General features: G+C 75.5%; 22 protein-coding genes. 16 read left to right on the top strand and 6 right to left on the bottom strand.

Annotated features, from left to right (window positions below):
* Nucleotides 1-81 carry an integrase core domain-containing protein gene (locus AB0H37_RS22300; RefSeq protein ID WP_360614826.1) on the top strand — a complete coding sequence of 27 codons (81 nt, stop codon included), beginning with the start codon at nt 1-3 and terminating at the stop codon, nt 79-81.
* A gap of 10 nt (nt 82-91) precedes the next feature.
* Here the strand turns inward: AB0H37_RS22300 and AB0H37_RS22295 are convergent, their stop codons facing one another.
* Nucleotides 92-898 carry an SAM-dependent methyltransferase gene (locus tag AB0H37_RS22295; protein ID WP_360614817.1) on the bottom strand — a complete coding sequence of 269 codons (807 nt, stop codon included), beginning with the start codon at nt 896-898 and terminating at the stop codon, nt 92-94.
* Between the two features lie 193 nt (nt 899-1091).
* Between AB0H37_RS22295 and AB0H37_RS22290 the strand changes: the two genes are divergently transcribed.
* Both AB0H37_RS22290 and AB0H37_RS22285 read left to right on the top strand, forming a co-directional pair.
* On the top strand, nt 1092-1334 hold the full coding sequence (locus AB0H37_RS22290) for a hypothetical protein (RefSeq protein WP_179836019.1): 243 nt from the start codon (nt 1092-1094) through the stop codon (nt 1332-1334).
* A 91-nt stretch (nt 1335-1425) separates the two neighbouring features.
* The gene (locus AB0H37_RS22285) at nt 1426-2523 is read left to right on the top strand and encodes an acyl-CoA dehydrogenase family protein (RefSeq protein ID WP_329088588.1); all 1098 of its coding nucleotides are present in this window, start codon (nt 1426-1428) and stop codon (nt 2521-2523) included.
* Here the strand turns inward: AB0H37_RS22285 and AB0H37_RS22280 are convergent.
* Nucleotides 2498-2908, bottom strand: coding sequence for a DUF2000 domain-containing protein (locus tag AB0H37_RS22280; RefSeq protein WP_179836021.1), 411 nt, complete (start codon nt 2906-2908; stop codon nt 2498-2500). The genes AB0H37_RS22285 and AB0H37_RS22280 overlap by 26 nt on opposite strands.
* A gap of 63 nt (nt 2909-2971) precedes the next feature.
* Between AB0H37_RS22280 and AB0H37_RS22275 the strand changes: the two genes are divergently transcribed.
* The 3 genes from AB0H37_RS22275 to AB0H37_RS22265 all read left to right on the top strand — a co-directional run bounded on the left by AB0H37_RS22275 (nt 2972) and on the right by AB0H37_RS22265 (nt 5675).
* Nucleotides 2972-3778, top strand: coding sequence for an AraC family transcriptional regulator (locus AB0H37_RS22275; protein WP_229810602.1), 807 nt, complete (start codon nt 2972-2974; stop codon nt 3776-3778).
* A 15-nt stretch (nt 3779-3793) separates the two neighbouring features.
* On the top strand, nt 3794-4792 hold the full coding sequence (locus AB0H37_RS22270; protein ID WP_360614814.1) for an ADP-ribosylglycohydrolase family protein: 999 nt from the start codon (nt 3794-3796) through the stop codon (nt 4790-4792).
* Nucleotides 4793-4877: 85 nt separating this feature from the next.
* On the top strand, nt 4878-5675 hold the full coding sequence (locus AB0H37_RS22265; protein ID WP_329088581.1) for an alpha/beta hydrolase: 798 nt from the start codon (nt 4878-4880) through the stop codon (nt 5673-5675).
* On the opposite strand, the gene AB0H37_RS22260 is transcribed toward AB0H37_RS22265, so the two are convergent.
* On the bottom strand, nt 5672-6091 hold the full coding sequence (locus AB0H37_RS22260) for a TIGR03668 family PPOX class F420-dependent oxidoreductase (protein WP_360614812.1): 420 nt from the start codon (nt 6089-6091) through the stop codon (nt 5672-5674). The two genes, AB0H37_RS22265 and AB0H37_RS22260, sit on opposite strands and share 4 nt — an antisense overlap.
* 93 nt (nt 6092-6184) lie before the next feature.
* Here AB0H37_RS22260 and AB0H37_RS22255 point away from each other — a divergent pair, with 93 nt between their 5' ends.
* Complete coding sequence (locus AB0H37_RS22255) at nt 6185-7258, top strand: hypothetical protein (protein WP_360614810.1); 1074 nt, start codon at nt 6185-6187, stop codon at nt 7256-7258.
* Here the strand turns inward: AB0H37_RS22255 and AB0H37_RS22250 are convergent.
* Together AB0H37_RS22250 and AB0H37_RS22245 are read right to left on the bottom strand one after the other, a co-directional pair.
* A complete protein-coding gene (locus AB0H37_RS22250) occupies nt 7215-8018 on the bottom strand; it encodes an enoyl-CoA hydratase (RefSeq protein WP_179836024.1) in 804 nt (267 codons plus the stop codon). The two genes, AB0H37_RS22255 and AB0H37_RS22250, sit on opposite strands and share 44 nt — an antisense overlap.
* A 35-nt stretch (nt 8019-8053) precedes the next feature.
* Nucleotides 8054-8698, bottom strand: a complete 645-nt coding sequence (locus AB0H37_RS22245) for a class II aldolase/adducin family protein (RefSeq protein WP_360614807.1) — start codon at nt 8696-8698, stop codon at nt 8054-8056.
* A 71-nt stretch (nt 8699-8769) separates the two neighbouring features.
* Between AB0H37_RS22245 and AB0H37_RS22240 the strand changes: the two genes are divergently transcribed.
* Nucleotides 8770-9687, top strand: a complete 918-nt coding sequence (locus AB0H37_RS22240) for a carbohydrate kinase family protein (RefSeq protein ID WP_360614805.1) — start codon at nt 8770-8772, stop codon at nt 9685-9687.
* Between the two features lie 25 nt (nt 9688-9712).
* Here the strand turns inward: AB0H37_RS22240 and AB0H37_RS22235 are convergent, their stop codons facing one another.
* Nucleotides 9713-10354 (bottom strand): ACT domain-containing protein, encoded by a 642-nt coding sequence (locus AB0H37_RS22235; RefSeq protein WP_360614824.1) that lies wholly within the window; start codon nt 10352-10354, stop codon nt 9713-9715.
* A gap of 194 nt (nt 10355-10548) precedes the next feature.
* On the opposite strand from AB0H37_RS22235, the gene grpE reads away from it, so the two are divergent.
* From grpE to AB0H37_RS22195, 8 genes are all read left to right on the top strand, one after another.
* On the top strand, nt 10549-11202 hold the full coding sequence (gene grpE, locus AB0H37_RS22230) for a nucleotide exchange factor GrpE (protein WP_329088568.1): 654 nt from the start codon (nt 10549-10551) through the stop codon (nt 11200-11202).
* A 5-nt stretch (nt 11203-11207) separates the two neighbouring features.
* Entirely contained in the window at nt 11208-12791 is a 1584-nt protein-coding gene (locus tag AB0H37_RS22225) for an Hsp70 family protein (protein WP_360614803.1), read from the top strand.
* Between the two features lie 28 nt (nt 12792-12819).
* On the top strand, nt 12820-15486 hold the full coding sequence (locus tag AB0H37_RS22220; protein ID WP_360614801.1) for a hypothetical protein: 2667 nt from the start codon (nt 12820-12822) through the stop codon (nt 15484-15486).
* The gene (locus tag AB0H37_RS22215; RefSeq protein ID WP_360614799.1) at nt 15486-16730 is read left to right on the top strand and encodes a hypothetical protein; all 1245 of its coding nucleotides are present in this window, start codon (nt 15486-15488) and stop codon (nt 16728-16730) included. The genes AB0H37_RS22220 and AB0H37_RS22215 overlap by 1 nt, the downstream gene beginning before the upstream one ends.
* A 2-nt stretch (nt 16731-16732) precedes the next feature.
* A complete protein-coding gene (locus tag AB0H37_RS22210) occupies nt 16733-18955 on the top strand; it encodes a hypothetical protein (RefSeq protein WP_360614797.1) in 2223 nt (740 codons plus the stop codon).
* On the top strand, nt 18952-20673 hold the full coding sequence (locus tag AB0H37_RS22205) for a hypothetical protein (protein ID WP_179836031.1): 1722 nt from the start codon (nt 18952-18954) through the stop codon (nt 20671-20673). Before AB0H37_RS22210 ends, AB0H37_RS22205 begins: the two co-directional genes overlap by 4 nt.
* Before the next feature lie 116 nt (nt 20674-20789).
* Nucleotides 20790-21401, top strand: a complete 612-nt coding sequence (locus AB0H37_RS22200) for a malonic semialdehyde reductase (protein WP_179836032.1) — start codon at nt 20790-20792, stop codon at nt 21399-21401.
* A gap of 28 nt (nt 21402-21429) precedes the next feature.
* Nucleotides 21430-22674 (top strand): multidrug effflux MFS transporter, encoded by a 1245-nt coding sequence (locus AB0H37_RS22195; RefSeq protein WP_360614794.1) that lies wholly within the window; start codon nt 21430-21432, stop codon nt 22672-22674.

Here is a 22674-nt window from a genome sequence, read left to right as displayed (position 1 = left end):
CTGGAGCACTACAACACCAAACGCCCCCACTCAGCCCTGGGCGGCAAGCCACCCATCACCCGACTGTCACCAAGATCATGACCGAGTACAGCTAGGGCTTGCGGGCGACGGCGGCGTACATGTTGGTGGCGGTGTCGGGGAGGACCGGGGCACGGGGTGCGGGGCGCCAGCGCGGCATCGGGACGACGCCCGGGTCGAGGAGCTCCAGCCCGGCGAAGAGGCGCTCCACTTCGGCGTGGTCCCGCAGGTACATGGGGATGCCGCTGCCGGTGTAGTCATCGGCGAGCCGCCGCGACTCGGGGGCGAGGTCGCCGGTGGGGATGGTGACGGCGAGGCAGCTGCCGGGGGCGAGGGGGGCGACGAGCGCCTCCACCAGGCCCGCGGCGTCCTCCACGAACTGGAGCATGGCGATCACGGTCAGCGCGACCGGCCGGGAGAGGTCGAGGACGTCGCGCAGCGCCGGATCGTTGTGGAGCGTTTCAGGGGACCGCATGTCGGCCTCGATGTACGCCGTGCGGCCCTCGGGCGTGCTGGTCAGCAGCGCACGCGCGTGGGCCAGGACGATCGGATCGTTGTCGACATAGACGATCCGCGCGTCCGGCGCCACCTCCTGGACCACTTCGTGCAGGTTCGGCGAGGCCGGGATGCCGGTCCCGACGTCGATGAACTGCCGCACGCCCAGCTCGGCGAGGTGGCGGCCCATCCGCTGCATGCAGGCCCGGTTGGCGATCATCGAGGTGCGCAGCCCCGGCCAGTTCGCCAGCACCGTGGCCGCGGTCTCCCGGTCGGCGGCGTAGTTGTCCTTGCCGCCGATGATGTAGTCGTAGACCCGCGCCGAGTGCGGCCTGTCGGTCTGCAGGTCCGCTTCGGCGGGCCGGCCCTGTGGAACGTCCGGCATATCCGGTACCCGCCTTCGCTCGTGCCTCCAGATGCGGTGATCACTCTAGTTCCGGATCGCACGAACGGCCCCGGTTTCCACCCCACCCGACCGGACCGCCATCGCCTCCGGTGCGGACGGCTCGCCGGTTCCGGCGTAGGGCGCTGGGCCTTGTGCGGGACTGAGAACGACCGTGAGTGGGCACGGTCTGTCTATGGATGAGCGAGATGTTCCGCGTGGGGACGTGCAGGAGCTGTCGGACTTCGAGTTGGTCGTGTACGAGACGGTGGCGGAGATCGACAAGGAGCGCGGCGCGGCGGACTTCGAGACGATCGGGGCACTCGTGGACGCGCCCGAGGAGGATCTGTGGGCCGCGCTCGGCCACCTCGTGTCGATCAACCATCTGCACTCGACGAGCAAGGGGTACGTCCTCGGTCCGCACGACTGGGCGCCCTGACGGTCCCGGTGGATGGGAAAGGCCCGGAGGCGGCGGCGGGCGCGCGGCACGATGACCCGGTAGGCCTGGGACACGTGTGGGAGGACGCCCGATGAAGCTCGTCGTCACCGAGGAACAGCGGGAGCTGCGGGACGCGCTGCGGCGCTTCTTCGCCGACCGGTCCCCCGGCGCCGAGGTGCGGCGGCTCATGGAGACCGCCGAGGGCTACGACCCCAAGGTGTGGCGCCAGATGGCCGAGCAGCTCGGGCTGCAGGGCCTCGCGATCGCCGAGGACCACGGCGGCGCCGGGTTCGGGGTGCGGGAGCTGGCCGTGGTGTTCGAGGAGATGGGGCGGGCCGTCGTGTGCGCCCCCTTCCTCGCGACGATCACGGCCGCGGCGGCGCTGGAGGCCGGGGAGGGCGGGCACGACCTGCTGCCCGGCCTCGCGGACGGGTCGGTGATCGCGACGCTCGCGGTGGCCGAGGACGGCGGGTCCTGGGACCCCGGTTCGGTGCGGGCCGCGTTCGAGGGCGGCGTGCTGCGGGGGACGAAGAACTTCGTCCTGGACGGGCACGTCGCCGACCTGGTCCTCGTGGCCGCCCAAGGCGAGGACGGGGTCGGGGTCTACGCCGTCGAGGACGCGGCGGGCCTCGTCCGGCAGGCCCTCCCGACGCTCGACCAGACGCGGAGGCTGGCGCGGATCGAGCTGGACGGGGTTCCGGCGCGCAGGGTCGGCGGCCCTGAGGCGCTGGCGCGGGCCCTGGACGTCGCGGCCGTGGCGCTGGCGGCCGAGCAGCTCGGCGGGGCGCAGCGGACCCTGGACATGACGGTCGAGTACGCGAAGGTGCGGCACCAGTTCGGGCGGCCGATCGGGTCGTTCCAGGCGGTCAAGCACCGGTGCGCCGACATGTTCGTGCTGGTGGAGTCGGCGCGGTCGGCCGTGCTGAACGCGGCGGCCGCCGCGGACGAGAGCCCGGACGAGCTGCCCGCCGCCGCCGCGTTGGCCCAGGCGTACTGCTCGGAGTCCTTCTTCCACACGGCGGGCGAGGCGATCCAGCTGCACGGCGGCATCGGGTTCACCTGGGAGCACGACGCGCACCTGTACTTCAAGCGGGCGCAGTCGTCCCGGGAGCTGTTCGGTTCGCCGGACCGGCACCGCGAGCGCCTGGCCGCCCTCGCCGGGCTCACGGGTGCAGCCGCAACCCCTTGAGGACCTTGTCCACGCCGTTCTTCGGGCCGTGGACGGCGAACCCGACCAGGGGCATCTCCTCGGCGGCGACGGCCCGGACGGTCGCGCGGTTCGCCTCGTCGTGGCCCGTCTTGAACATGTCCTCGATGTAGACGGCGGTGTCCATCTCCCGGGCGAGGGCGCGCGCGTGGGCCGTTGAGATCGCCTCGGTCCCCGCCTCGTAGACCAGGACGGGCTGCCGGAACATCGCCAGGTAGGTGTTGCCGGACGCGTCCTCGTAGGGCTCGCCGAGGATGCCGGGAACGCCGCCCGCGACGGCGCCGGCGAGGAATGCGGTGACGTTGAGGCGCTGCCAGGCGGCCAGGTCGTCGCGGACCACGATCCCGATCTTGGTGTCGAAACGCATGCGGTCCAGCCTGCCCCGGCCCGGCCCCGGCGTCTTGAACGCTCGTGCGCCAGACTGGGAGGCGTGGACTGGAGCAGGTACTGGCGGTCGCCCGACCGTCCCCTGGAGGCGATGCACGCCCACTTCGAGCGGCACGCCTACCACCGGCACAGCCACGAGACGTACTCGTTCGGCGTCACCGAGGACGGCTTCCAGGCGTTCCGGTGCCGGGGCGGGGCCCACACGAGCGCGGCCGGGATGGTCATCGCGTTCAACCCCGACGACCCGCACGACGGCCACGCCGCCGACGAGCTCGGCTTCACCTACCGCATCGTCCACATCGGCGCCGGGCTGATCTCGGACGTGCTCGCCGACATCGCGGCGCGCCCGGTCGGGCTGCCGCTGTTCGACTCGCCCGTCGTGCCGGACCCCGCCCTGGCCGGGGCCCTGCGCGGGCTGCACGCGGCGCTGCTCGGCGGCGCCCCGGCCCTGCGCCGCGACGAGCTGCTGACCGCGGCCGTCGGGACGCTGGTCGACCGGGCCGCCACGCGGCGGCTGCGCGCGACGCCCGCCGGCGGCTTCGTCGAGCGGGCCCGGCGGCGCCTTGAGGAGTCCTACACCGACGACATCGGCGCCGACGCGCTGGCGGAGGCGGCGGGGTGCAGCCGGTTCGCGCTGTACCGGGGGTTCCGGCGGGAGTACGGGATGGCGCCGAGCGACTACCAGCGCCAGCTCCGCCTCCGCGCCGCGCGCCGCCTGCTCGCCTGTGGCGACGCGATCGGGGACGTGGCGGCCCGCACCGGTTTCGCCGACCAGAGCCATCTGACGCGCTGGTTCGTGCGCTGCTACGGCGTGACCCCTGGTGGTTACCGCGACGCTTGCACGGGTTAGGGAAGAATGCCGCCCATGAGACGGGCGAGCGGGGCGATGTTCGGGCTGGCGTACGGGGACGCGCTGGGCGCGCCCACCGAGTTCCTCACCATGGAGCAGATCCACCGGCGGTTCGGTGAGCACGGCCCCACGCAGCCCGACGGCGACCCTGCGCTCGTCACCGACGACACCCAGATGGCGATCGCGGTCGGGCTCGGACTGCTGGACGCCCTGGAGAATCCTCCGTTCACCCCCGATCTGATCACGCCCATGTGGCGGCGGCGCTTCGTCGACTGGCTCAACAGCCCCGACAACAACCGCGCGCCGGGGAACACCTGCCTGCGCGCGTGCCGGAACCTGGCCGCCGGGGAGTCCTGGGTGGAGGCCACCGTGGCGGGCTCCAAGGGCTGCGGCGCGAACATGCGCGTCGCGCCGGTCGGCCTGGCCCCGGGCTTGTCGGACGAGACGCGCGCCGGGGCGTCGCAGCTCCAGGCCGCTCTCACGCACGGGCATCCGACCGGGCTCGCGGCGAGCGAGCTGACGGCGTTCGCCGTCCGGTGGCTGGCCGACGGCATGGCCCCGTCCGACCTGCCCGCCGCGCTCCGGGCCCGCTGCCGCGACCAGCGCGCCGTCTACCACGAGCGCTGGCTCGGCGCCCTGTGGCAGCAGCCCGGCATGGACACCCCCGAGACGTTCATCGCCCGGGGCTGGGACGAGTGCCTGGCCGTCCTCGACCGACTGGACGAGGCCGTCGCGCGCGGGGACCGGACGTCCGACCCCTGCGCGGCCACGGGCGCGGGCTGGGTCGCCGAGGAGGCCCTCGCCACCGGCCTGCTGTGCTTCCTGCTCCTCCCGGAGGAGCCGGTCGGGGCGATCCGGCGCGGCGCCGCCAGCTCGGGCGACTCCGACTCGATCGCGTGCCTGGCCGGCGCGTTCGCGGGCGCTCACCTCGGCATGGACGCCTGGCCGGGCGAGTGGTCCGCCCGCATCGAGTACGCCGCCGACCTCGCGAGGCTCGGCGGGGCCTGGGACTGACCCGGCGAGAGCACCGCTCTTGACTTCTCTCCGCCCAAAAGCTAATCTTCTTAGCTATAGGGCTACAGAGTTTAAGGAGTACGCGATGAGCGAGACCCGGTTCCTCGACCTTCCCGGCGGACGGCTGGCCTACGACGACAGCGGCGACGGCCCGCTCATCGTGTGCCTGCCCTCGATGCTCGACCTGCGGTCGCAGTACCGGTTCCTCCGGCCGCTGCTCCTGGACGCCGGGTACCGCGTCGTGACCGTCGACCAGCGCGGGATGGGCGAGACCAGCGCGCGGTGGCCCGAGTACGGGAGCACGCCGCTGGCCCACGACCTGCTGGCCCTTCTCAAGCACCTGGACGCGGGGCCGGCGCTGGTCTACGGGTGCTCCAACGGCGCCGCCGCGGCGGTGTGGGTCGCGGCCGAGGCACCCGAGCTGGTCAAGGGACTCGTGCTGGCGGCGCCGTTCGTCCGGGACGGCAAGGCCGGGTTCGCGCAGAAGCTGACCGTCGCCCTCATGCGGGTCCCCGGCCTGGCCCTGCCGCTCTACCTGTCCTACTACCCCAAGTGGGAGCCGAAGCCCCCGGCCGACTTCGCCGAGCACAAGGCGAAGCTGAAGGCGAACTTCAAGGAGCCGGGCCGCGACAAGGTCATCGCCGAGTACCTGAGCATGTCCCACGCCGAGTCCGAGGCGCGGCTCGACCGGGTGCAGGCGCCCACGCTCGTCATCATGGGCACGGGCGACATCGACTGGCCCGACCCCGCCGCCGAGGCCGCGTGGGTCGGCCAGAGGCTGGACGGCCAGGTCGTCCTGCTGGACGGCGCCGGCCACCACCCGCACGTGGAGTTCCCCGAGAAGATCGCCGAGGCCGTCACGACCTTCCAGCGCTCCCTCTAGGACGCGGACCAGCCGGTCCAGGCCTCGATCGTCATGGCGATGACCGGGCCCTCGGGCGGGTGTTCGCGGTACTGGGGGTAGCGGTCCGCCAGGAGGCGGACGGGGTCGGCCATGCGTGCGGGGTCGTCGACGACGGTCGCGTGGCCGTCCACGCGGACCCACCAGAGCCGGTCCCAGTCGTCCTCGTAGTGGTCGGCCAGGAGCGCGACGCGGGGATTGGCCCGGATGTTGGCGAGGCGCCGCAGATCCCGGCTGGTCTTGGGCTTGTGGTCGACCGCTGTGTAGACGGCGCCCCGGTGGACGGCGAACGTCACGGGGACGAGATGCGGGCGGGCGTCCTCCCCCACGGTCGCGAGGCGCGCGACCGGGACGGTGGTCAGCAGGCGGCGCGCCTCGTCCGGCGCAAGCTTGGGCACCCCCTCAGCCTGCCACGCCGCTCCCCCGCGCGGGGTAGGGCGATCGCTCCGCGGCGGGAGGCCCGGCGGCTGCGGCGCGGAGAGGCTCGTCCCATGGAATCGGTCGGGAGGCTGTGGCCGCGCTGGGCGGGGTACGCGGCCGGGGCGTGGACGTTGGGCGCGGTGGGGGTGGTCCTCTACTGGGCGGGCGGCGGGGACGCCGGGTCGCCGCTGGCCGGAGCGCGGGCGGCGGCGTGGGTGATCGCCGCCTGCCTCGGCGTCGGCGGGATCATGGCGGTGTCGAGTGTGCGCGGCGTGGGGCGGCAGATGCCCCGGTGGTGGCCGCTCACCGGGCTCTGGACGGCGTGCGCGCTGGCGGGGGCCGGAACCTTCGGCTTCGTGATGAACGCACTGCAGCTCGTCTTCGACGGAACGGTCGACGACTGGCCGAGGTTCGGCGTCGAGGCCCTGTGCGCGGTGGGCGCGGCCCTGCTCGCGGGGACGGCCCTTGCCTACCAGCGCGCCACGGCGGGGACGTGCGCGCGGTGCGGCCGGGCGCACGCCGAGGCGGGGGCGGTCAAGGCCCCGGCGCCGGTGTCCCCCGCACCGCGTGCGGTTCGGTGGGCCGCCTATGGCGGGGCGCTCGGGTTCGCGCCCTACGTCGCCATGAAGACGACGTGGGCGTTCGGGGGCTCCTTCGCGGGGATCGAGGGCGAGCAGGTCGTCGCCGAGTTCGAGCGCAACGGCGCGTCCGGGCTCGTCCTCACGCTGGAGAGGTACGGGCTGGACTTCACCACCCTCTCGGCGCTCGCCGGCGTCTTCCTGCTGATGGGGCTCACACACGCATGGGGGCAGGTCTTCCCCCGGTGGGCGCCGCCGCTGGCGGGGCGCAGGGTGCCGCGCTGGCTGCCGCTCACGCCGGCCTGGCTCGGCGCCCTGACGCTCGGCCCCTACGGGGTCGTCGGGTCCGTCGCGTACCTGCTGCCGCCCGTCCTCGGGCTGGGCGGCCTCCCCCACGACGGGCTCATCAGCGGATGGCCCGGCTGGACGGTGGCGGCGTGCGGGATCGGCGCGTTCGCCGCCTACGGCGTGGCGCTGGGCGCCGCGGCGTGGTCGTACCAGCGGCGGACCCGGCCGGTGTGCGTCAGTCCTGGAAGTCCGGCGGCCGGTGCTCCCTCCGCGCCCTGATCGCCTCTTCGAAGTTGTGGGTGGTGAGGCGGACGTACAGCTGGGCGAGGCCCTCCTGCCCCATGTGGGCGTCCAGGCTCGCGGCGTCCAGGCTCGACCACAGCATCCGCTTCGTCAGCTCGGTGCCGGGGCGGCTGAACCCGGCGATCCGCTCGGCCAGCTCGTAGCAGGCGTCGAGGAGCTTGTCGCCGGGGACGACGCGGGACAGCAGGCCGATCCGCTCGGCCTCGGCGGCCTCCACGTCGCGTCCGGACAGCATCAGCTCGAACGCGCGGGACGCGCCGATCGCGCGCGGCAGCAGGTAGCTGAGGCCGAGCTCGCTCGCGGTCAGCCCGTTGTTGATCCCGGCCGCGCGGAACAGGGCCGTCTCCGCGCCCAGCCGGATGTCGGCGGCGAGCGACAGGCACAGGCCGCCGCCGATCGCCGGGCCGTTGACCGCCGCGATGACCGGCTGGTGGACGCGCCGCATCGCCCGCACCACGTCGTCCAGCAGCTCCATCGAGCGCAGCGCGATCGTCGGGAGCGTCAGCCCGTCGATGCCCGGGATGTTCCCCGGGTTCTCCAGGTCGGCCCCGGAGCAGAATCCCCGCCCGGCGCCGGTGATGACGACGACGCGGGTGCCGTTGTCGCGGCTGACCTCCTCCAGGGCCTCCCGGAAGGGGACCATCACGTCGAACGCCATCGCGTTCATGCGCTCGGGCCGGTTGAGGGTGATGAGGGCGACGTTCGGGCGCGGCCTGTCGACCAGGACGAAGGGCAAGGCGGGCCTCCCAGAGTGACCTAACAAGCGTTAGGTTACACGCGGGGGAAGTCGGGCGGCGCGAGCCCCCGCTCGACCACCTTCGCCAGTTCCTCCTCCGTCAGGACGCGCGGCTCCCCGATCGTCCTGGCGCGGACGTACACGCCGCAGAGCCACTCCAGGAGGCGCGCGTTCTCGTACGCCTCCTCCAGGTCGCGGCCGATCGTGACGCCCCCGTGGTTGGCCATCAGCGCGGCGCGCTTGCCGCCCGCCATGGCCGCCCGGACGTTCTCCGCCAGTTCGGGCGTCCCGTAGGTGGCGTACTCGGCGACCTTCACCACGCCGCCGAGCAGCAGCGTGTTGTAGTGGATCGGCGGCAGCTCGGACATGGTCGTCGCCACCACGGCGCCATAGGTGGAGTGCGTGTGCACGATGGCGGCGGCCGGGGTCGTCTCGTAGAGGGCGAGGTGCATGGGCGTCTCGGACGACGGCGCCTTGTCCCCGTCGACCCAGTGTCCCGCCATGTTCACGACCGGGCAGTCGGCCGGCTCCATCCGGTCGAGCATCATCCCGCCCGGCGTGACCGCGACCAGGTCGCCCGACCGGACGCTGATGTTGCCGGACGCGCCCGTCACGAGCCCGGTCCCCGCCAGCCGCCGCCCGATCCCGCACAACGCGTCCCGCTCGTCCCTCAGCAACATGCGAATACCTCTCACATTTCGTGGCCTGCACGGCGTACGCTACGGCCCTGGCGATCACGAAGGGGCCCGTCATGACCGTCGTCACTCTCGGCGCGCACATCCTGGACGTGCTCGCCCGCCCGGTCGAGGGCATCCCGGACGGCCAGGACACCGTCGTCGTCGAGCAGATCCGGGTGACCGCGGCGGGCGCCGCCGCCGGGACCGCCGTCGCCCTGGCCCGCCTCGGCAACGAGGTCGTCTCGGTCGGCGCGATCGGCGACGACGACCTCGGCGACCTGCTGGTCACGATCATGACGCGCGAGGGCGTGGACGTGCGCGGGCTCGTCCGGCGGACGGCCGACCAGACCAGCGCGTCGATCCTGCCGATCCGGCCGGACGGCGGGCGGCCGAGCTTCCACGTCCCCGGCGCGAACCTGACCCTCACCGCGGACGCGGTCGCGCCGGGACTGCCGGCCGCGGCGAGCGCCGTGCACCTCGGCGGCCCCGACGTCACCTTCGGCCTCAACGACCCGGCCTTCTTCGCCGTGCTCGCCGCCGCCCGCGAGGCCGGCACCGTCGTGACGATGGACCTGCTGTCCAACATGCCCGACCTGCTGGACGGCGCCGCCGCGTTCCTCCCCCACGTCGACCACTTCCTGCCGAACGGCGAGCAGGCCGCCCTCATGACCGGCGAGGCCGACCCGGAGAAGGCCGCCGCCGCGCTGCTCGCGCGGGGGCCGGGCACGGTCGTCGTCACGCTCGGCGGGGACGGCAGCCTCGTCGCCACCGCCGAGGGCGCGCACCGGCTGCCGGCGCTGCCCGTCGAGGTGGTCGACACGACCGGCTGCGGCGACGCGTACTGCGCGGGGTTCATCACCGGCCTCACGCACGGCAAGGACGTGCTGGAGGCCGCGCGCTGGGGCACCGCGGCGGCGGCCACCGTCGCCCAAGGGCTCGGCTCCGACGCCGGCCTCACCGACCTGGACGCGGTCCTCGCCCTGCTGGACTGACCCGGAGCCGAAGCGGCACGGGCGCTCAGAGCGGGGCCGCGCCGCGGACACGGTGCAGGACGGCGTTCGCGGCGCCGGCGAGCTGCTCCAGCCGGAACACCTCCGTCCGGTGGAACGGCGGCGCGCCCGTCCGGGCGACCACCAGCGCGACCCCGCCGGCGGCGAGCGGGCAGACCGCGAACCGCGTGCCGTCCTGCGCCGTGAACGCGCGCGGCCGCAGCGGCCGCAGCTCCGGCAGGACGGCGCCCGGCTCGCCGCCGGCGCTGGCGTGCGCCAGGACCGCCTCGTCCTGCCCCTTCAGCTCGGCGAGGCCCGCCCAGTCGGCGCTCAGGATGGCCGGGACCGCGTCGGCGAGGATCTCCAGGCCGCGCTCCGGGACGGCGGCGACCTGGCCGATCACGGCCGCGTCGGGGAAGGCGCCCTGCGGCTCGGCGGTCGGCCAGATCCCGACGACCTCCACCCCCGGCACCGTTCCGAGCCCCCCGGCCAGCCGCTCGGAGTCGGCCCCCGCGGGCCACGCGACGGTGAAGTCGTCCATCGCCCGGCCGTTGTCGCGCTCCAGCACCGCCATCTGGACGACGTCCGCGCCCGCCGCGCCCAGAGTGCGCGCGACCTGTCCCAGCGAACCGGGACGGTCCGGCAGCCGCACCCTTATCCGCAGCAACATCGCCACCTCCAGTCTCCGTGCGAGGTCCCCAGCTTCGGCGACACCCGTTTCCCCCGTGTTACCCAGACGTGTCGTCCCAAGAAAGCGGCACGCAAACTCGGTGCTGGAACGGCGGGCACGGGTCAAACTAGAGTCCGGTGGAGGTCATCGGTTGGCCTGACGTCTCCTGCCGCCCAGCATTAAGGTGACTCTACGTGTCGAGGGACGGGGAACCCCCAGTCAGCGAAGCCTCCGGTGCCGGGCCCGAGCCGGGGCGCGCCGGCGACGCCGGGAACGCCGGGGCGGGAGACGCCGGCGCGGTGCTGCACGCCGAGGTGCGGGACGCCCTCGCCGGGCTCACCGCCCGCCTCGACCGCGAGCGGGAGCGCGCGGAGCACCGCGAGGCCGTCATCGACCGGCTGCACGAGGAGAACCAGCGGCTGCGGCGCGGGGAGCTGCAGGCGATGCTGGAGCCCGTCCGCACGGCGCTGTACCGGCTGCACGACCAGGCGCGCCGCGAGTCCGACCGGCTCCGCGCACCCGATCTCACCGAGGCGCCCGACCCGCGGCGGACGGCGGTGCTGCTGGCCGCGGTGGCCGACGACGTCGCCGACGCGCTCGCGCGGCTCGGCGTCGAGCGGTTCACCGTCGAGCCGGGCGCCCCCTACGACGCGTCCCGGCACCGTCCGGTCGCGGTCACGCCGGTCGACGACCCCGTGGCGGACGGCACCGTCACGACCGTGCAGTCCGACGGGTTCGAGCAGAGCGGGAAGGTGCTGCGCAAGGCGGCGGTCAGCGTCGGCAGGCTCGCCGAGCCGGCGCCCGCCGGCGAGGCGGCGCACAACGGACAGACGACGAACAGCGGGTGAGGGACATGGCCGTCTACGGGATCGACCTGGGAACGACGTACTCCTGCATTGCCTCCATCGACGATGTGGGCCGGCCCGCCGTCCAGCGGAACCTGGAGGGCACCGACACCACCCCGTCCGTCGTGTTCTTCGAGAGCGGCGAGAACGTCGTCGTCGGCCAGACCGCGAAGGACACCGCGGTCCTGGAGCCCGACAACGTCGTCAGCCTGATCAAGCGGGACATGGGCCGGGACGTCACGCGCCCCGTCCACGGGATCGACTTCACTCCCGAGGAGGTGTCGGCGTTCATCCTGCTGAAGCTGGCGACGGACGCGCGCACCACGACGGGCGAGGAGGCCCGCGACGTGGTCATCACCGTCCCGGCCTACTTCGGCGTGGCCGAGCGCGACGCGACCCGCAAGGCGGGCCGCATCGCGGGGCTGAACGTCATCGACATCGTGTCCGAGCCGATCGCCGCCGCGATCACCTACGGCGTCCTCAACCCCGAGAGCGACCGCACGATCCTGGTGTACGACCTCGGCGGCGGGACGTTCGACACCACGGTCATCGCGCTGCGCGAGGGCCACATCGAGGTGGTGTGCACCGACGGCGACCACGAGCTCGGCGGCGCCGACTGGGACGCCCGGCTCGTGGAGCACCTGGCCGAGCGGTTCCGCGCCGAGCACCCGGGCGCCGGCGACCCGCTGGACGACCGGCAGACCGAGCAGCAGCTGCGCCGCGACGCCGAGGACGCCAAGAAGGCCCTCACCACCCGCACGTCCCACACCGTCCGGGTGATGCACGGCGGGCGGGTCGCCTCGGTCGAGGTGACGCGGGAGAAGCTGGAGGAACTGACCAAGGACCTCCTCGACCGCACCGTGGAGATCACCGGCCGGACGCTGGCGACCGCCGCCGAGAAGGGCGTGGAGGACTACGACGACCTCGTCCTCGTCGGCGGCTCCACGAAGATGCCGGTCGTCGTGGCGCGGCTGCAGACCGAGCTCGGCCTCGCCCCCCGCCTCCAGGACCCCGACCTCGCGGTCGCCAAGGGCGCCGCCCTGTACGCGTTCGAGGAGACCTACCGGCGGCTCGTCCGGGAGGGCGCCGCCGAGCGCGCCGAGGAGATGGCGAACCGGGCGGGCCTGTCGGCCGAGCAGCAGCGGCAGATCGCCGGGCGGCAGATCAGGACGGTCGCCTCGCACGCGTTCGGGATCGTGGTCGTCGACCGGGACACCGGCGCCGAGAGCGTCGCGCACCTGGTGCACGCCAACGACGAGCTGCCCGCCGCCAAGACCGAGGACTTCTTCACCGTCTACGACGACCAGGCCTCGGCCGACATCCGGGTGATGGAGCAGGCCGGCGTGGTGGAGTCCGCCGACCTGATCGACAACACCGAGATCGCGACCGGGGAGATCCGCGTCCCGCCGGGCAAGAAGGCGGGCTGGCCGATCGGGGTGACGTTCGCGCTCGACTCCTCCGGCCTGCTGAACGTCACGGCCATGGAGAAGGAGACCGGCGAGCGGCTGGAGCTGAAGGTGGACGTCGGCGGCATGTCGGAGGAGGAGGTCGAGCGCTCCCGCAAGGCCCTCTCCCGGGTCCAGGTCAGCTGAACGGGCCGCGGATCCCCTGGAGGCGCCCGTGGCGTTCGACGAGGACTACCTGCGGGAGGTGCTGGAACCCGCGCGGGCCGCGGGCGACCGGCCCCCCGAGGACCTGCGCGTCCGGTACGCGCTGGGGGGCCGACCGTCCTCCAGCCCCCACCCACCGCCGCTCGACGGACTCACTGGGGCGGCCGTCACGGCGCGGGTCAGGCAGGTCCGGCAGTGCTGGCGGCGGGCGCGCGGGCAGCTGAAGTACCGCAAGCTCATCGACCGGCTGGAGGCCGAGCACCGCGAGCTGGCGCCGCTGTTCTCCGCCGCCGAGCGCGGCGACCCGCGCCCGCTGGAGGCGCGGCTGCGCGGCGGCCGCGAGCGCGCCGAGCGCCGCCTCGGCGAGGCCCGCGCCCGCCTCGCCGACGCGGCCGGGACGCTGCGGATGGCCACGCCCGCGGAGGTCGAGGCCATCGCCCGCACCACCGGGGTGCGGGGCGCCGAGCTGACGGATCTCGCCGCCGCCGACGGCGTCGAGATCCGCGAGCCCGACCCGCTGCCGTCCGCCGCGCCCTATCCCGCGTACCGGAAGGTGCGCGAGTCGCTGGAGATCCTCGGCAACCGGCACCTCGCCGACTTCCTGTTCGGCGCCCGCCTCACCGGCCCGATCCGCGTCCTGGACGGCTTCGCCGTTGCGGGCGGCGAGCCGCGCCCGGACGCGGACGCGGTCGCGGCCGCCGGAGCCGAGTGGGCCCGCCGCAGCCGCGACACCACCACCACCCACGCCGACACCGTGCTGGCGGCGCTGCGCTCGGGCGCCGACCTGCCCGGGCTGCTGCTGTTCGACATCGCCGACCGGCTCCGCGAACGCCTGCGGCAGCGGGCGTCCGAGCGCGCCCTGCTCCGGTACGCCGCCGAGGAGCTGGGCGTCGAGCAGGGCGACGCCCGCCGCCTGGTGTTCGCCGTCGTGCGCGAGACCGACCCGGGCGGCGGCCTCGCGGGACGGCTCCGGGCGCTGCTGGACGCCGGCGACGTGCACGCGGCGACCGGGCTGGCCGACGCCGCGCGGGTCCCGCACCCCTCCCCCGGCGCCGAGCCGCCGGAGGAGGAGGTGCTCGCCGCCGAGGCCCGGCACCGCCTCGGCACCGCGCTGCGCCTGCGCGAGGCCGCGTCCGGCGAGCCCGACCCGGACCGCGCCCACCGCCTGCTCGCCGACGCGCTGCGCCTCGTCCGGGACCTCCCGGACGCCGCGGCCCACCAGCGGCGCCTGCCGCCGCGCCCGGTGCCGGCGGTGCACCTCGACGTCGACGGCGCGTCGGTGCGGCTGTCCTGGGAGGATTCGCCGTCCACCGGGGGCGAGGTGGTCCACCACGTCGTGCGTCGGGAGGGCAGGGCGCCGCGCGACGCGCGGGACGGCACGGCCGTCGGCGGGGCGCTGGACACCCGTCCCCCGGTCAACGTGCCGCTGTACTACGGGGTGGTCGCGGTGCGCGGCGAGGCCGCCGCGGCGCCGGCGGTGGCCGGGCCCGTGGTCGTGCGGCCCGAGCCGGCCGAGGTCGAGCTGACCGCCGGCGACGGGCAGGTCACGGGACGCTGGCGGTGCCCGGCGGAGGCGGTGCGGATCGTCGTGGCGCGGGAGGGCCGGACCGTCGCGGCGGGCCGGGACGGGTTCCGGGAGCGCGTCCCGAACGGGCGGACGCACCACTACCGGATCGCCGCCGTCTACCTCGACGCGTCCGGGCACGAGGTCGTGACGGACGGGGTGCGGGCGTCGGCGACGCCGAGCGCGCCGCCCGAGCCGGTGTTCGAGCTGACCGCCGAGACCGACGCGTCCGACCCCGGGCTGGTGCGGGCCCGGTTCGCGGCGCCCGCGCACGGGACGGTGGAGCTGGTGCTCTGCCAGGGCCCGCCGCCGTGGCCGCGCAGCGCGCTCGTCCCGCTGGAGGAGGTGCGGCGGGAGACGCGGCGGCTGGCGTGCGCGCAGGCGGAGGGCGGGCTCGCGGTGCGGCCGGGCACCGGGGGGTGGCTGCTCGCGGTGACGGTCGCGGAGGGCACGGCCGCGATCGGCGCCTACCACCGGCACGTGAACCTGCCGCCGCCGCGCCGGCTGGTCGCCGAGCGGCGGGGCGCGTACGTGCACGTCGGGTTCGACTGGCCGCAGGACGTCGCGGAGGTCGACGTCGCCTACCGGATCGGGCGCGACACCGGAACGGAGGCCGCGCGGTCCGGTGGCTCCGCGCACGTCCCGGTCCAGGCCGCGCAGAGCGTCACCCGGGCCGCCTACGACACCCAGGGCGGGATCCGGTTGCCCGTCCCCGAGGACGCGCCCGTCGAGCTGTCGGTGGCCGCGGCCGGGACGGTGGGCGGTGCGCGGATGACCGGCCCGCCGGCGACGGCCGAGGTCGCGGCGCGCACGATCGTCCATTACGACGTGCTGCGGTCGGGTCCGCCGTGGCGGCGGACGCTGACCCTCCGGCTCACCTCGTCCCGCCCGCTGCGGGTGGCGCGGCTGTCGCTGGTGCTGCGCGCCGGGCGCGTCATGCCGCAGCGCGCCGCCGACGGCGAGGTCCTCGGCGCGTGGGACGGGGTGCCCGTGCCGGGCGAACTGTCGCTCGGCGCGCCGTCCGCGTCCGGGCCGTACTGGCTGCGCTGCTTCGCCGACGACGGCGCCGTCGAGCTGAGCGATCCCCCCGTCCGCCGACTCCAGGTCCCCTGATGACGAGACCCCTGGCCCGGGTGGGAATCCCCGGCGTGCCGTCCCGGCAGGGCATCACCTGCCCCTACTGCTTCGCCTCCGTCGCGCCGCAGCGGATCCTGTTCCGGTGCCGGGGGCAGTCCGGACGGCGGCAGGGCTGCGTCCCCGTCCTGGACGAGCGGCTGGCCGAGTACACCGGGTCGACGGCGGGGGCGTCGCTGCCGCCGGCGTTCGCCGCGCCCGGGCGCAAGGGCCGGGCCGACTGCCCCGGGTGCGGGCTGCCGACCGGGAACCGCGCCTGCCCCGAGTGCCACAACCCGCTGCCGTCGGCGTACTGCGACTCCCCCGGCCGCATCGTCGCGCTCGTCGGGGCGAAGAACGCCGGGAAGAGCACCTACATCGCCGTCCTGCTGCACGAGTTGATGAACCGGGTCGGGACGGAGCTGGACGCGTCGCTGGTCGCGTGCGACGACCGGACGATCGAGCGCTACAAGCGCGACTTCGCCCGGCCCCTGCTGGAGGAGCGGCGGCTGCTGCCGACGACGCCGAGCGCCGCGACCGGCCCGCGGGAGCCGCTGGTTTACCTGCTCACCCGGACCCGGGCGCGCAAGGGCCGCTTCTCCCGGTCCCGCAACGACTCGCTCGCGCTGGTGCTGTTCGACACCGCGGGCGAGGACCTGCGCAGCCGCGAGGCCACCGACCTGCACCTGCGGTACCTGGAGGCCGCCGACGCGATCATCTTCCTGGTCGACCCGCTGGAGCTGCCCGGCGCACGGCCGGGCGTGCTGGACGCGGTGCCGGGCCCGCGTGCGGGCGGGGACGATCCGGGCGGGGAACCGCTGGACGTCATCGCGCGCGTCACCGAGGCGCTGCGGCTGCGGCACGGCACCCGTCCGGGCGAGCCGCTGCCCGTCCCGGTCGCGGTCGCGCTCACCAAGATCGACGTGCTGCGGCCGGGGCTGCTGCGCCAGTCGGCGCTGCACCGGTCGCGGTCCGGGCAGGGCGTCCTCGACCTCGACGACAGGGACGCGGTGAACGAGCAGGTCCGCGCGCTCCTGCACGACTGGCAGGCCGGGCGGCTCGACACCTACCTCGGGCAGCAGTACGCCGACCACGCGCTGTTCGGCCTGTCGGCGCTCGGCGGCGTCCCGGAGGAGGGGCGCGTCGGCGCGGGCGGCGTCCGGCCGTACCGGGCGGAGGATCCGCTGCTGTGGCTGCTGTACCGGTTCGGGATGCTCGACGGCGTCCGCCCGGAAGGGGCGTAGCGGTGGCCTGGCAGCTGCATTACACCTCCGCCCGGAGCGGGCCCACCGGCCGGGCCGGGTTCCAGTTCGTCGCCGAGACGCCCGGCCTGCCGGACGGGACGCGGGCCGCGGTCACGCCGTACCTGTCGTACCGCCCGCCGCCGGACGCGCCGCTGTCGCCGGGCGACGCCGAGCTGGACCTGTTCCCCGTCTCGCTGCTGTACGACGAGGTGGACGGCCGGCCCCTGCTGCTGCGCTGCCGCTACCTCGGCCGCGACTACTCGGGCCGCTACGGCAACTTCTTCGCGCACGCGGTGGTGGCCGAGCCCGAGGAGCTGGAAGGGCTGCGGCCCGCCGAGCTGTGGCAGGCCGCGCACTGGACGCCGCTGCCCGCGCCCGGGGCCGTCCTCGACCCGCTGGAGGAGCTGACGCCGGGCTCCGCGCTCGACCCGGAGGCCCTCGCCGAGTGGCTCGCCGGCGCCGGGCCGGGCGACCCGTACGCGCTGCTCGCCCGGCTGGTGGACGCCGTCGCGGGCGTGCTGGGGCGGGGTCACGGGCGGGTCGTCCTCGTCGCCGACGACGTGGAGGCGATCGCACGCTGGATCGCGGTCGTGTCGTACTCGCTGCCGGTCGCGGCCGCGGCCCGGCTGTCGTTCGTCACCTACACCGCCGACCCGGAAGGCGCCGCGCAGCGCGTGGTCGGCACGACGCCCGCCGTCTGGGCGACCGCCCAGAACCACGCCTCGCACGCGTCCGCCTTCGACCTCCGCGACGCCGTCCCGGACGGCCGGGCCGGCCGTTTCGCCAGGACCGTCGCCGGCTGCTGGCGCGCCCGCGACTTCGGCGGCCTGGACGCCCTCGCCGAGCTGGCGCCGCCGGACGACCCCGCACGGGAGGGCGCCGCCGCGCTGCTGGCGCTGTGCCGGGGCGACGGGAGCGTCACGCCGGACGAGGAGGGCGCGGCGGCGGAGCTGCTGGCCCGGCGCGGGACCGCCGTCCCCGCCTGGGTGTGGCGCGACCTCGCGCACGGCGTCCCGTCCATGGGCCTCGATCTCGCGCTCACCGTGCACGAGCGGGCGCGGGCGGCGGGAGCGGCGGACCTCGCCCCCCGCTGCGCGCGCCGCGTCGGCGAGCTGGTCTCCGAGAGGCTCTCCGGGGCGTCCCGCCTGGCGGAGGTCGCGGAGGCGGCCGGTGTGGCGGAGCGGACCGGCGTCCCGGCCGATCCTCGCGAGGTGACGGCGTCGGCGGCGCGTTGCGTCCGGCGCGGCCTCCCCGAGCTGAAGGACGCGCTCGCCGGCTGCCCGGTGGGACTGCGGGACGCGCTGCTGGACGGGGTCGTCGCCGGGCTCGCCGGATCCGGCGACCGGGCGTCCGTCCTCACCCCCGAGACCTGCGACCTGCTCCACGAGCACGTCGGACGGCTGCGCGCCGCGCCCGGGGTCGCGGCCGCCGTTCTGGCGTCGGTCGGGCGGAGGCATCCCGGCCGCCGGGTCGCGGTGACGGGCGAACTGCTGCGCCTGGACGGCGGCGGCTCCCTCGACATCGGCGGGGCGCTCCGGGAGATCTGGGCGACGCCCCCGTCCGCCTCCGCATGCCTCGACCTGCTGGACGCCTGCGGGCCGGCGCCGCCGCCCCCGGCGCTGGCCGAACTGCCGTCCCGGACCTTCGCGCGGCTCGCGTCCACCGGCGGCGACGGCCTCACGGACCCGGCGGCCCTGCGGCTCGCCGAGCGGGTCCGCGAGCTCATGCCGGACGGGCGCGCCGGGCGCGACGCCGCCCTCGTCCAGGCGTACGGGATGGCCATCACCGCGGGCGCGCCGCGGGCCGCGCGGGCGCTGGAGCGCCTCGCCGAACCCGGCGGCGCCACCGAGCGCCTCGCCCGCGAGGCGTTCGCCGACGCGGCGCGGCGGCTGTCCCCCCGGCCGCCCGGGTTCCGGGCGGAGCTGCTGGCGGCCGTGCCCGCCTCCGTCAGGGCGCGGCTCGCGGAGCGGTGGACGGCCGAGCTGCCCGGCCGCGTCCGCGCCGGCCGCGCGCCGCTGCGCGGCGGCGAGGTCGAGCGGCGCAACGAGCTGGTCGAGGTCGTGCTGCGGCTGCGCGGTCGCGGCGCGGCCGAGCCGTCCCTGGAGGCGTGGGCGCGGGCGGCGGCCCGGCGGTGGCTCGCGGCCAAACAGCTCGACTCCCATCTGGCGCGCCGCCCCGAGCTGCGGGCCGAACTGCGGGCCCTTCTCGCGGAGGGCGCCCCGTGAACCCCGTGATCGTGCTGCTGCTGATCGCCGTGTGGCTGGGCGCCATGTGGCTCGGGTTCATGTACGTGTTCCCCGTGCTGTTCGCCGCGACGCTGGTCGTCGCCGGGGCCGCCGCGCTCGGCGTGTACTACCTGCACGCGTGCCGGACGCTCGCGCCGTCCACGCTGGAGGGGCCCTCACCGGTCGCCGAGCCCGCCGTCGCCTACCGGCACTACCTGCTCGGCCAGGTGTGGCGCGACTGGTGGACGATCAGCCGCACGGTCGTCCCGCAGGTGTACCGGACGGCCCGGAGCGTGGTGCTGAGCCTGACGCGGACGCTTCTCGGCGGTCCGTGGGGGTTCTTCGTCTTCCCGGTCTGGCTGGCGCTGTGCGCGGGCATCGTCGCCGCCGCCGTTCCCGCGTCGGTGTTCGTCCTCGCGCTGACGGTCCTGTACGGGCTGGTCGCCTCGGTCGGGCTCGCGGCGTGGCTGGCGTGCGTGCTCGTCCTGGCGGCGGTCGAGCGCGTCTTCATGGGGTACGGCCGCATCCTGCAGACGTGCCCGCACCCCTTCTGCTACGAGCGGATCGGGCTGCCGGAGTACGCGTGCCCGAGCTGCGGCGCGCGGCACCGGCGCCTGTCGCCGGGGGCGGGCGGCGCGTTCCGGCACGTGTGCCGCTGCGGGGCGCGGCTTCCCACGACCGTCCCGCTCGGGCGGTTCCGCCTGGCCGCGTACTGCCCGCACTGCGGCGGGCGGCTGCCCGAGCGCATCGGGCGCGTCCGCGTGGAGCCCCTGCCGTTCGTGGGCGGACCGGCCGCCGGCAAGACCACCTTCATGGTCCTCGGCATCCGGGCCCTGCACGCGCGGGCCCGAGCCGTGCACGGGCGGCTGTCGTTCGTCGAGCAGCGGCACGCGCAGGCGTACGCGGGCGCGATACGCGAGTTCCAGCGCGGCGGGCGCCTCGCCAAGACCGGCCCCGAGCTGCCCCTGGCCACCATGGTGGACGTGGAACTGCCCGGCCGCGCGCGGCGCATCCTCTACCTGTTCGACCCCGCGGGCGAGCACTACACGGGCGCGACGGAGGTCGAGTCGCTGCGCTACCTGGACCACAGCGAGGCGCTGCTGTTCGTCGTGGACCCGTTCGCGCTCCCCCAGCTACGCCGGTCCCTGACCGGGGACGAGAGGGAGTTCGTCGACGAGGCCGCCGCCTCGTCGGAGGAGGACCCGGCCGACACCCTCCAGCGGGTGCTGAACGAGCTGCGCTCGCGTCCCGACCAGGGGCGGCAGAAGCGCGTCGCCGTCGTCGTCACCAAGACGGACCTGCTGCTGCGCACGGAGATCGGCCGCAGCCTGGACCCGGGCGCCGACCCGCGCGAGTGGCTCGACCGCGTCGGGCTGGGCAACACCGTGCGCACCCTCGACCAGGTCGCCGCCCAGGTGCGGTACTTCGCCTCCGGTCTCGGCACCGAGCCCGCCGCCGTCGCCGACCTGCTCGGCTGGGTGACCGGACTGCCCGCCGCGGGCGCGCCGGACGGCGAACGCGCGCCCGCAGACGTCCCCCCGGAGCCGCCGGGGACGGCGCCGCTGCGCGCCCCGTGGCCGGTGCGCGGCCGGGACGCCGGCCGTGTGCCCGCCGGTTACCAGGTGGGACGCTGGGCCGTGCTCGCCGGTGTGTCGGTCCTGACCGTCGTCACGATCGCGGGCGCAGTCGTCGCGGCGGCCGAACGCCTCCCGTTCTGATCGGCCGCCCGGACGCCGCTCCCGGGGTGTGAGGCAGGCCACTACCTGACGTGGAAGATAACGGACCGTCATCGCATTGACCTCTTCGGAAAGCTTCCCCGTCCGAGAGGCGCCCCATGACGACGACCACGACCCAGAGCCCACTGGTCCTGGACCCCGCCGCCCAGGAGCTGTTGTTCCGCGAGGCCCGCACCGCCAACGCCTTCACCGGCGAGCCGGTCGGCGAGGAGCAGGTCCGGGCGATCTACGACCTGGTCAGGTGGGCCCCGACCGCCATGAACGCCCAGCCGCTGCGGATCGTGGACGTGCGCAGCCGGGGGGCGCGCGAGCGGCTGGTCCCGCTGATGAGCGAGGGCAACCGCGCCAAGACCGCGACGGCCCCGCTGACCCTCATCGCCGCCGCCGACGAGGACTTCCACGAGCACCTGCCGGTCACGTTCCCGCACCGGGAGGGCGCCCGCGAGTCCCTGCGGGACAGCCCCGCCAGGCCGCAGATGGCCCGGTTCAACGCCTCCCTCCAGCTCGGCTACCTGATCCTCGGGATCCGCGCCGCCGGTCTCGCCGCGGGACCGATGAGCGGCTTCGACGCGGACGCCGTCGAGAAGGAGTTCTTCCCGGAGGGCAACGTCCGCCCCATCGCCGTGATCAACGCGGGCCGGCCCGCCCCGGACGCCTTCCGGCCCCGCAACCCGCGCCTCGACCCCGCGCAGGTCATCACCACCGTCTGAGCCTCCCCGCCCCCGCTGGAGTCCCCCCATGACCGAGGCGGCCTCCTCCGCCGGCTCCGAGCTGTGCGCGCCCCCTCCGGCCGGCCGCAGGCCGGTGCTGGTCCTCGTGCTGGGCGCGCTGACGGCGATGGCGCCGCTGTCGATCGACATGTACCTGCCGGCGCTGCCCCGGTTGTCGGCGGACCTGTCCACGGGCGCCGTGCAGGCGCAGCTCACGCTGACCGCGTGCGTCGTCGGCCTCGCCGTCGGGCAGGCGGTCGCCGGGCCGCTGAGCGACAGGCTCGGCCGCCGCCGCCCGCTGCTGGCCGGTCTCGCCGCCTACACCGCGGCGTCGCTGCTGTGCGTCGCGGCGCCGAGCGTGGAGACCCTCATCGCGCTGCGGCTGGTGCAGGGCGCCGCGGGGGCGGCCGGGATCGTGATCGCGCGGGCGATCGTCCGGGACCTGTACGACGGCGTCGCCGCGGCCCGGTTCTTCTCGGTGCTGATGCTGGTGAACGGGTCGGCGCCGATCCTGGCGCCCGTCCTCGGCGGCCAGTTGCTGCGGGTCGTGCCGTGGCCGGGCGTGTTCGCCGTCCTCGCGGCGATCGGCGTGGCGCTGTTCCTCGGGTCGCTGCTCGGGCTGGCGGAGACGCTGCCGCCCGGACGGCGCGAGACGGGCGGGCTGCGCGCGACGGCCGCCGTATGCCGGACGCTCGTCCGGGACCGCGCCTTCACCGGATACGGGCTGGCGATCGGCTTCTCGTTCGCGGCGCTGTTCACCTACATCTCGGGATCGCCGTTCGTGCTGCAGGACATCTACGGGATGTCGCCGCAGGGGTTCGGCATCGCCTTCGGCGTCAACTCCCTCGGCATCGTGGCGGCGGGGCAGGCGGGCGCGGCGCTCGCCGGGCGGGTCGCGCTGACCCGGCTGCTGGCCGCCGGGCTCGCCGTCGTCGCCGCGGGCGGGGCGGTCCTGGTGGCCGCGGTCCTGGCCGGGTGGGGGCTCGGAGGGGTGCTGCCGGGCCTGTTCCTGGTCGCGTCCGGGCAGGGGCTGATCGGCCCGAACGCCACCGCCCTGGCGCTGGCGGGACGCCCGCCGCGGATGGCCGGGACGGCGTCGGCGCTGCTCGGGGTGGCCCAGTTCGCGCTGGGCGGCGCCGCCGCCCCGCTGGCCGGCGTCGCGGGGCCGGGCACCGCCGTCCCGATGGCCGTGACCATCGCCGCGCTGGCGGTCCTCGCCGCGGCCGTCACCGCGGTCGCCGCCCGGGCCCCGGAGGGCGTGGCGCGGCCCTGA

This window comes from Actinomadura sp. NPDC023710, from assembly GCF_040639875.1.
In the GTDB taxonomy this organism is placed as follows: domain Bacteria; phylum Actinomycetota; class Actinomycetes; order Streptosporangiales; family Streptosporangiaceae; genus Spirillospora; species Spirillospora citrea.
The sequence above is the reverse complement of the archived record's forward strand: the minus strand, read 5'-3'. Positions and strand labels throughout refer to the sequence as shown.

What these genes read in the sequence shown, in the direction of transcription:
- AB0H37_RS22295 (WP_360614817.1), bottom strand. Translation starts at nt 898, where the DNA reads ATGCCGGACGTTCCACAGGGCCGGCCCGCCGAAGCGGACCTGCAGACC.
- AB0H37_RS22290 (WP_179836019.1), top strand. Translation starts at nt 1,092, where the DNA reads ATGGATGAGCGAGATGTTCCGCGTGGGGACGTGCAGGAGCTGTCGGAC.
- AB0H37_RS22285 (WP_329088588.1), top strand. Translation starts at nt 1,426, where the DNA reads ATGAAGCTCGTCGTCACCGAGGAACAGCGGGAGCTGCGGGACGCGCTG.
- AB0H37_RS22280 (WP_179836021.1), bottom strand. Translation starts at nt 2,908, where the DNA reads ATGCGTTTCGACACCAAGATCGGGATCGTGGTCCGCGACGACCTGGCC.
- AB0H37_RS22270 (WP_360614814.1), top strand. Translation starts at nt 3,794, where the DNA reads ATGAGACGGGCGAGCGGGGCGATGTTCGGGCTGGCGTACGGGGACGCG.
- AB0H37_RS22265 (WP_329088581.1), top strand. Translation starts at nt 4,878, where the DNA reads ATGAGCGAGACCCGGTTCCTCGACCTTCCCGGCGGACGGCTGGCCTAC.
- AB0H37_RS22255 (WP_360614810.1), top strand. Translation starts at nt 6,185, where the DNA reads ATGGAATCGGTCGGGAGGCTGTGGCCGCGCTGGGCGGGGTACGCGGCC.
- AB0H37_RS22245 (WP_360614807.1), bottom strand. Translation starts at nt 8,698, where the DNA reads ATGTTGCTGAGGGACGAGCGGGACGCGTTGTGCGGGATCGGGCGGCGG.
- AB0H37_RS22240 (WP_360614805.1), top strand. Translation starts at nt 8,770, where the DNA reads ATGACCGTCGTCACTCTCGGCGCGCACATCCTGGACGTGCTCGCCCGC.
- AB0H37_RS22235 (WP_360614824.1), bottom strand. Translation starts at nt 10,354, where the DNA reads ATGTTGCTGCGGATAAGGGTGCGGCTGCCGGACCGTCCCGGTTCGCTG.
- AB0H37_RS22225 (WP_360614803.1), top strand. Translation starts at nt 11,208, where the DNA reads ATGGCCGTCTACGGGATCGACCTGGGAACGACGTACTCCTGCATTGCC.
- AB0H37_RS22215 (WP_360614799.1), top strand. Translation starts at nt 15,486, where the DNA reads ATGACGAGACCCCTGGCCCGGGTGGGAATCCCCGGCGTGCCGTCCCGG.
- AB0H37_RS22200 (WP_179836032.1), top strand. Translation starts at nt 20,790, where the DNA reads ATGACGACGACCACGACCCAGAGCCCACTGGTCCTGGACCCCGCCGCC.
- AB0H37_RS22195 (WP_360614794.1), top strand. Translation starts at nt 21,430, where the DNA reads ATGACCGAGGCGGCCTCCTCCGCCGGCTCCGAGCTGTGCGCGCCCCCT.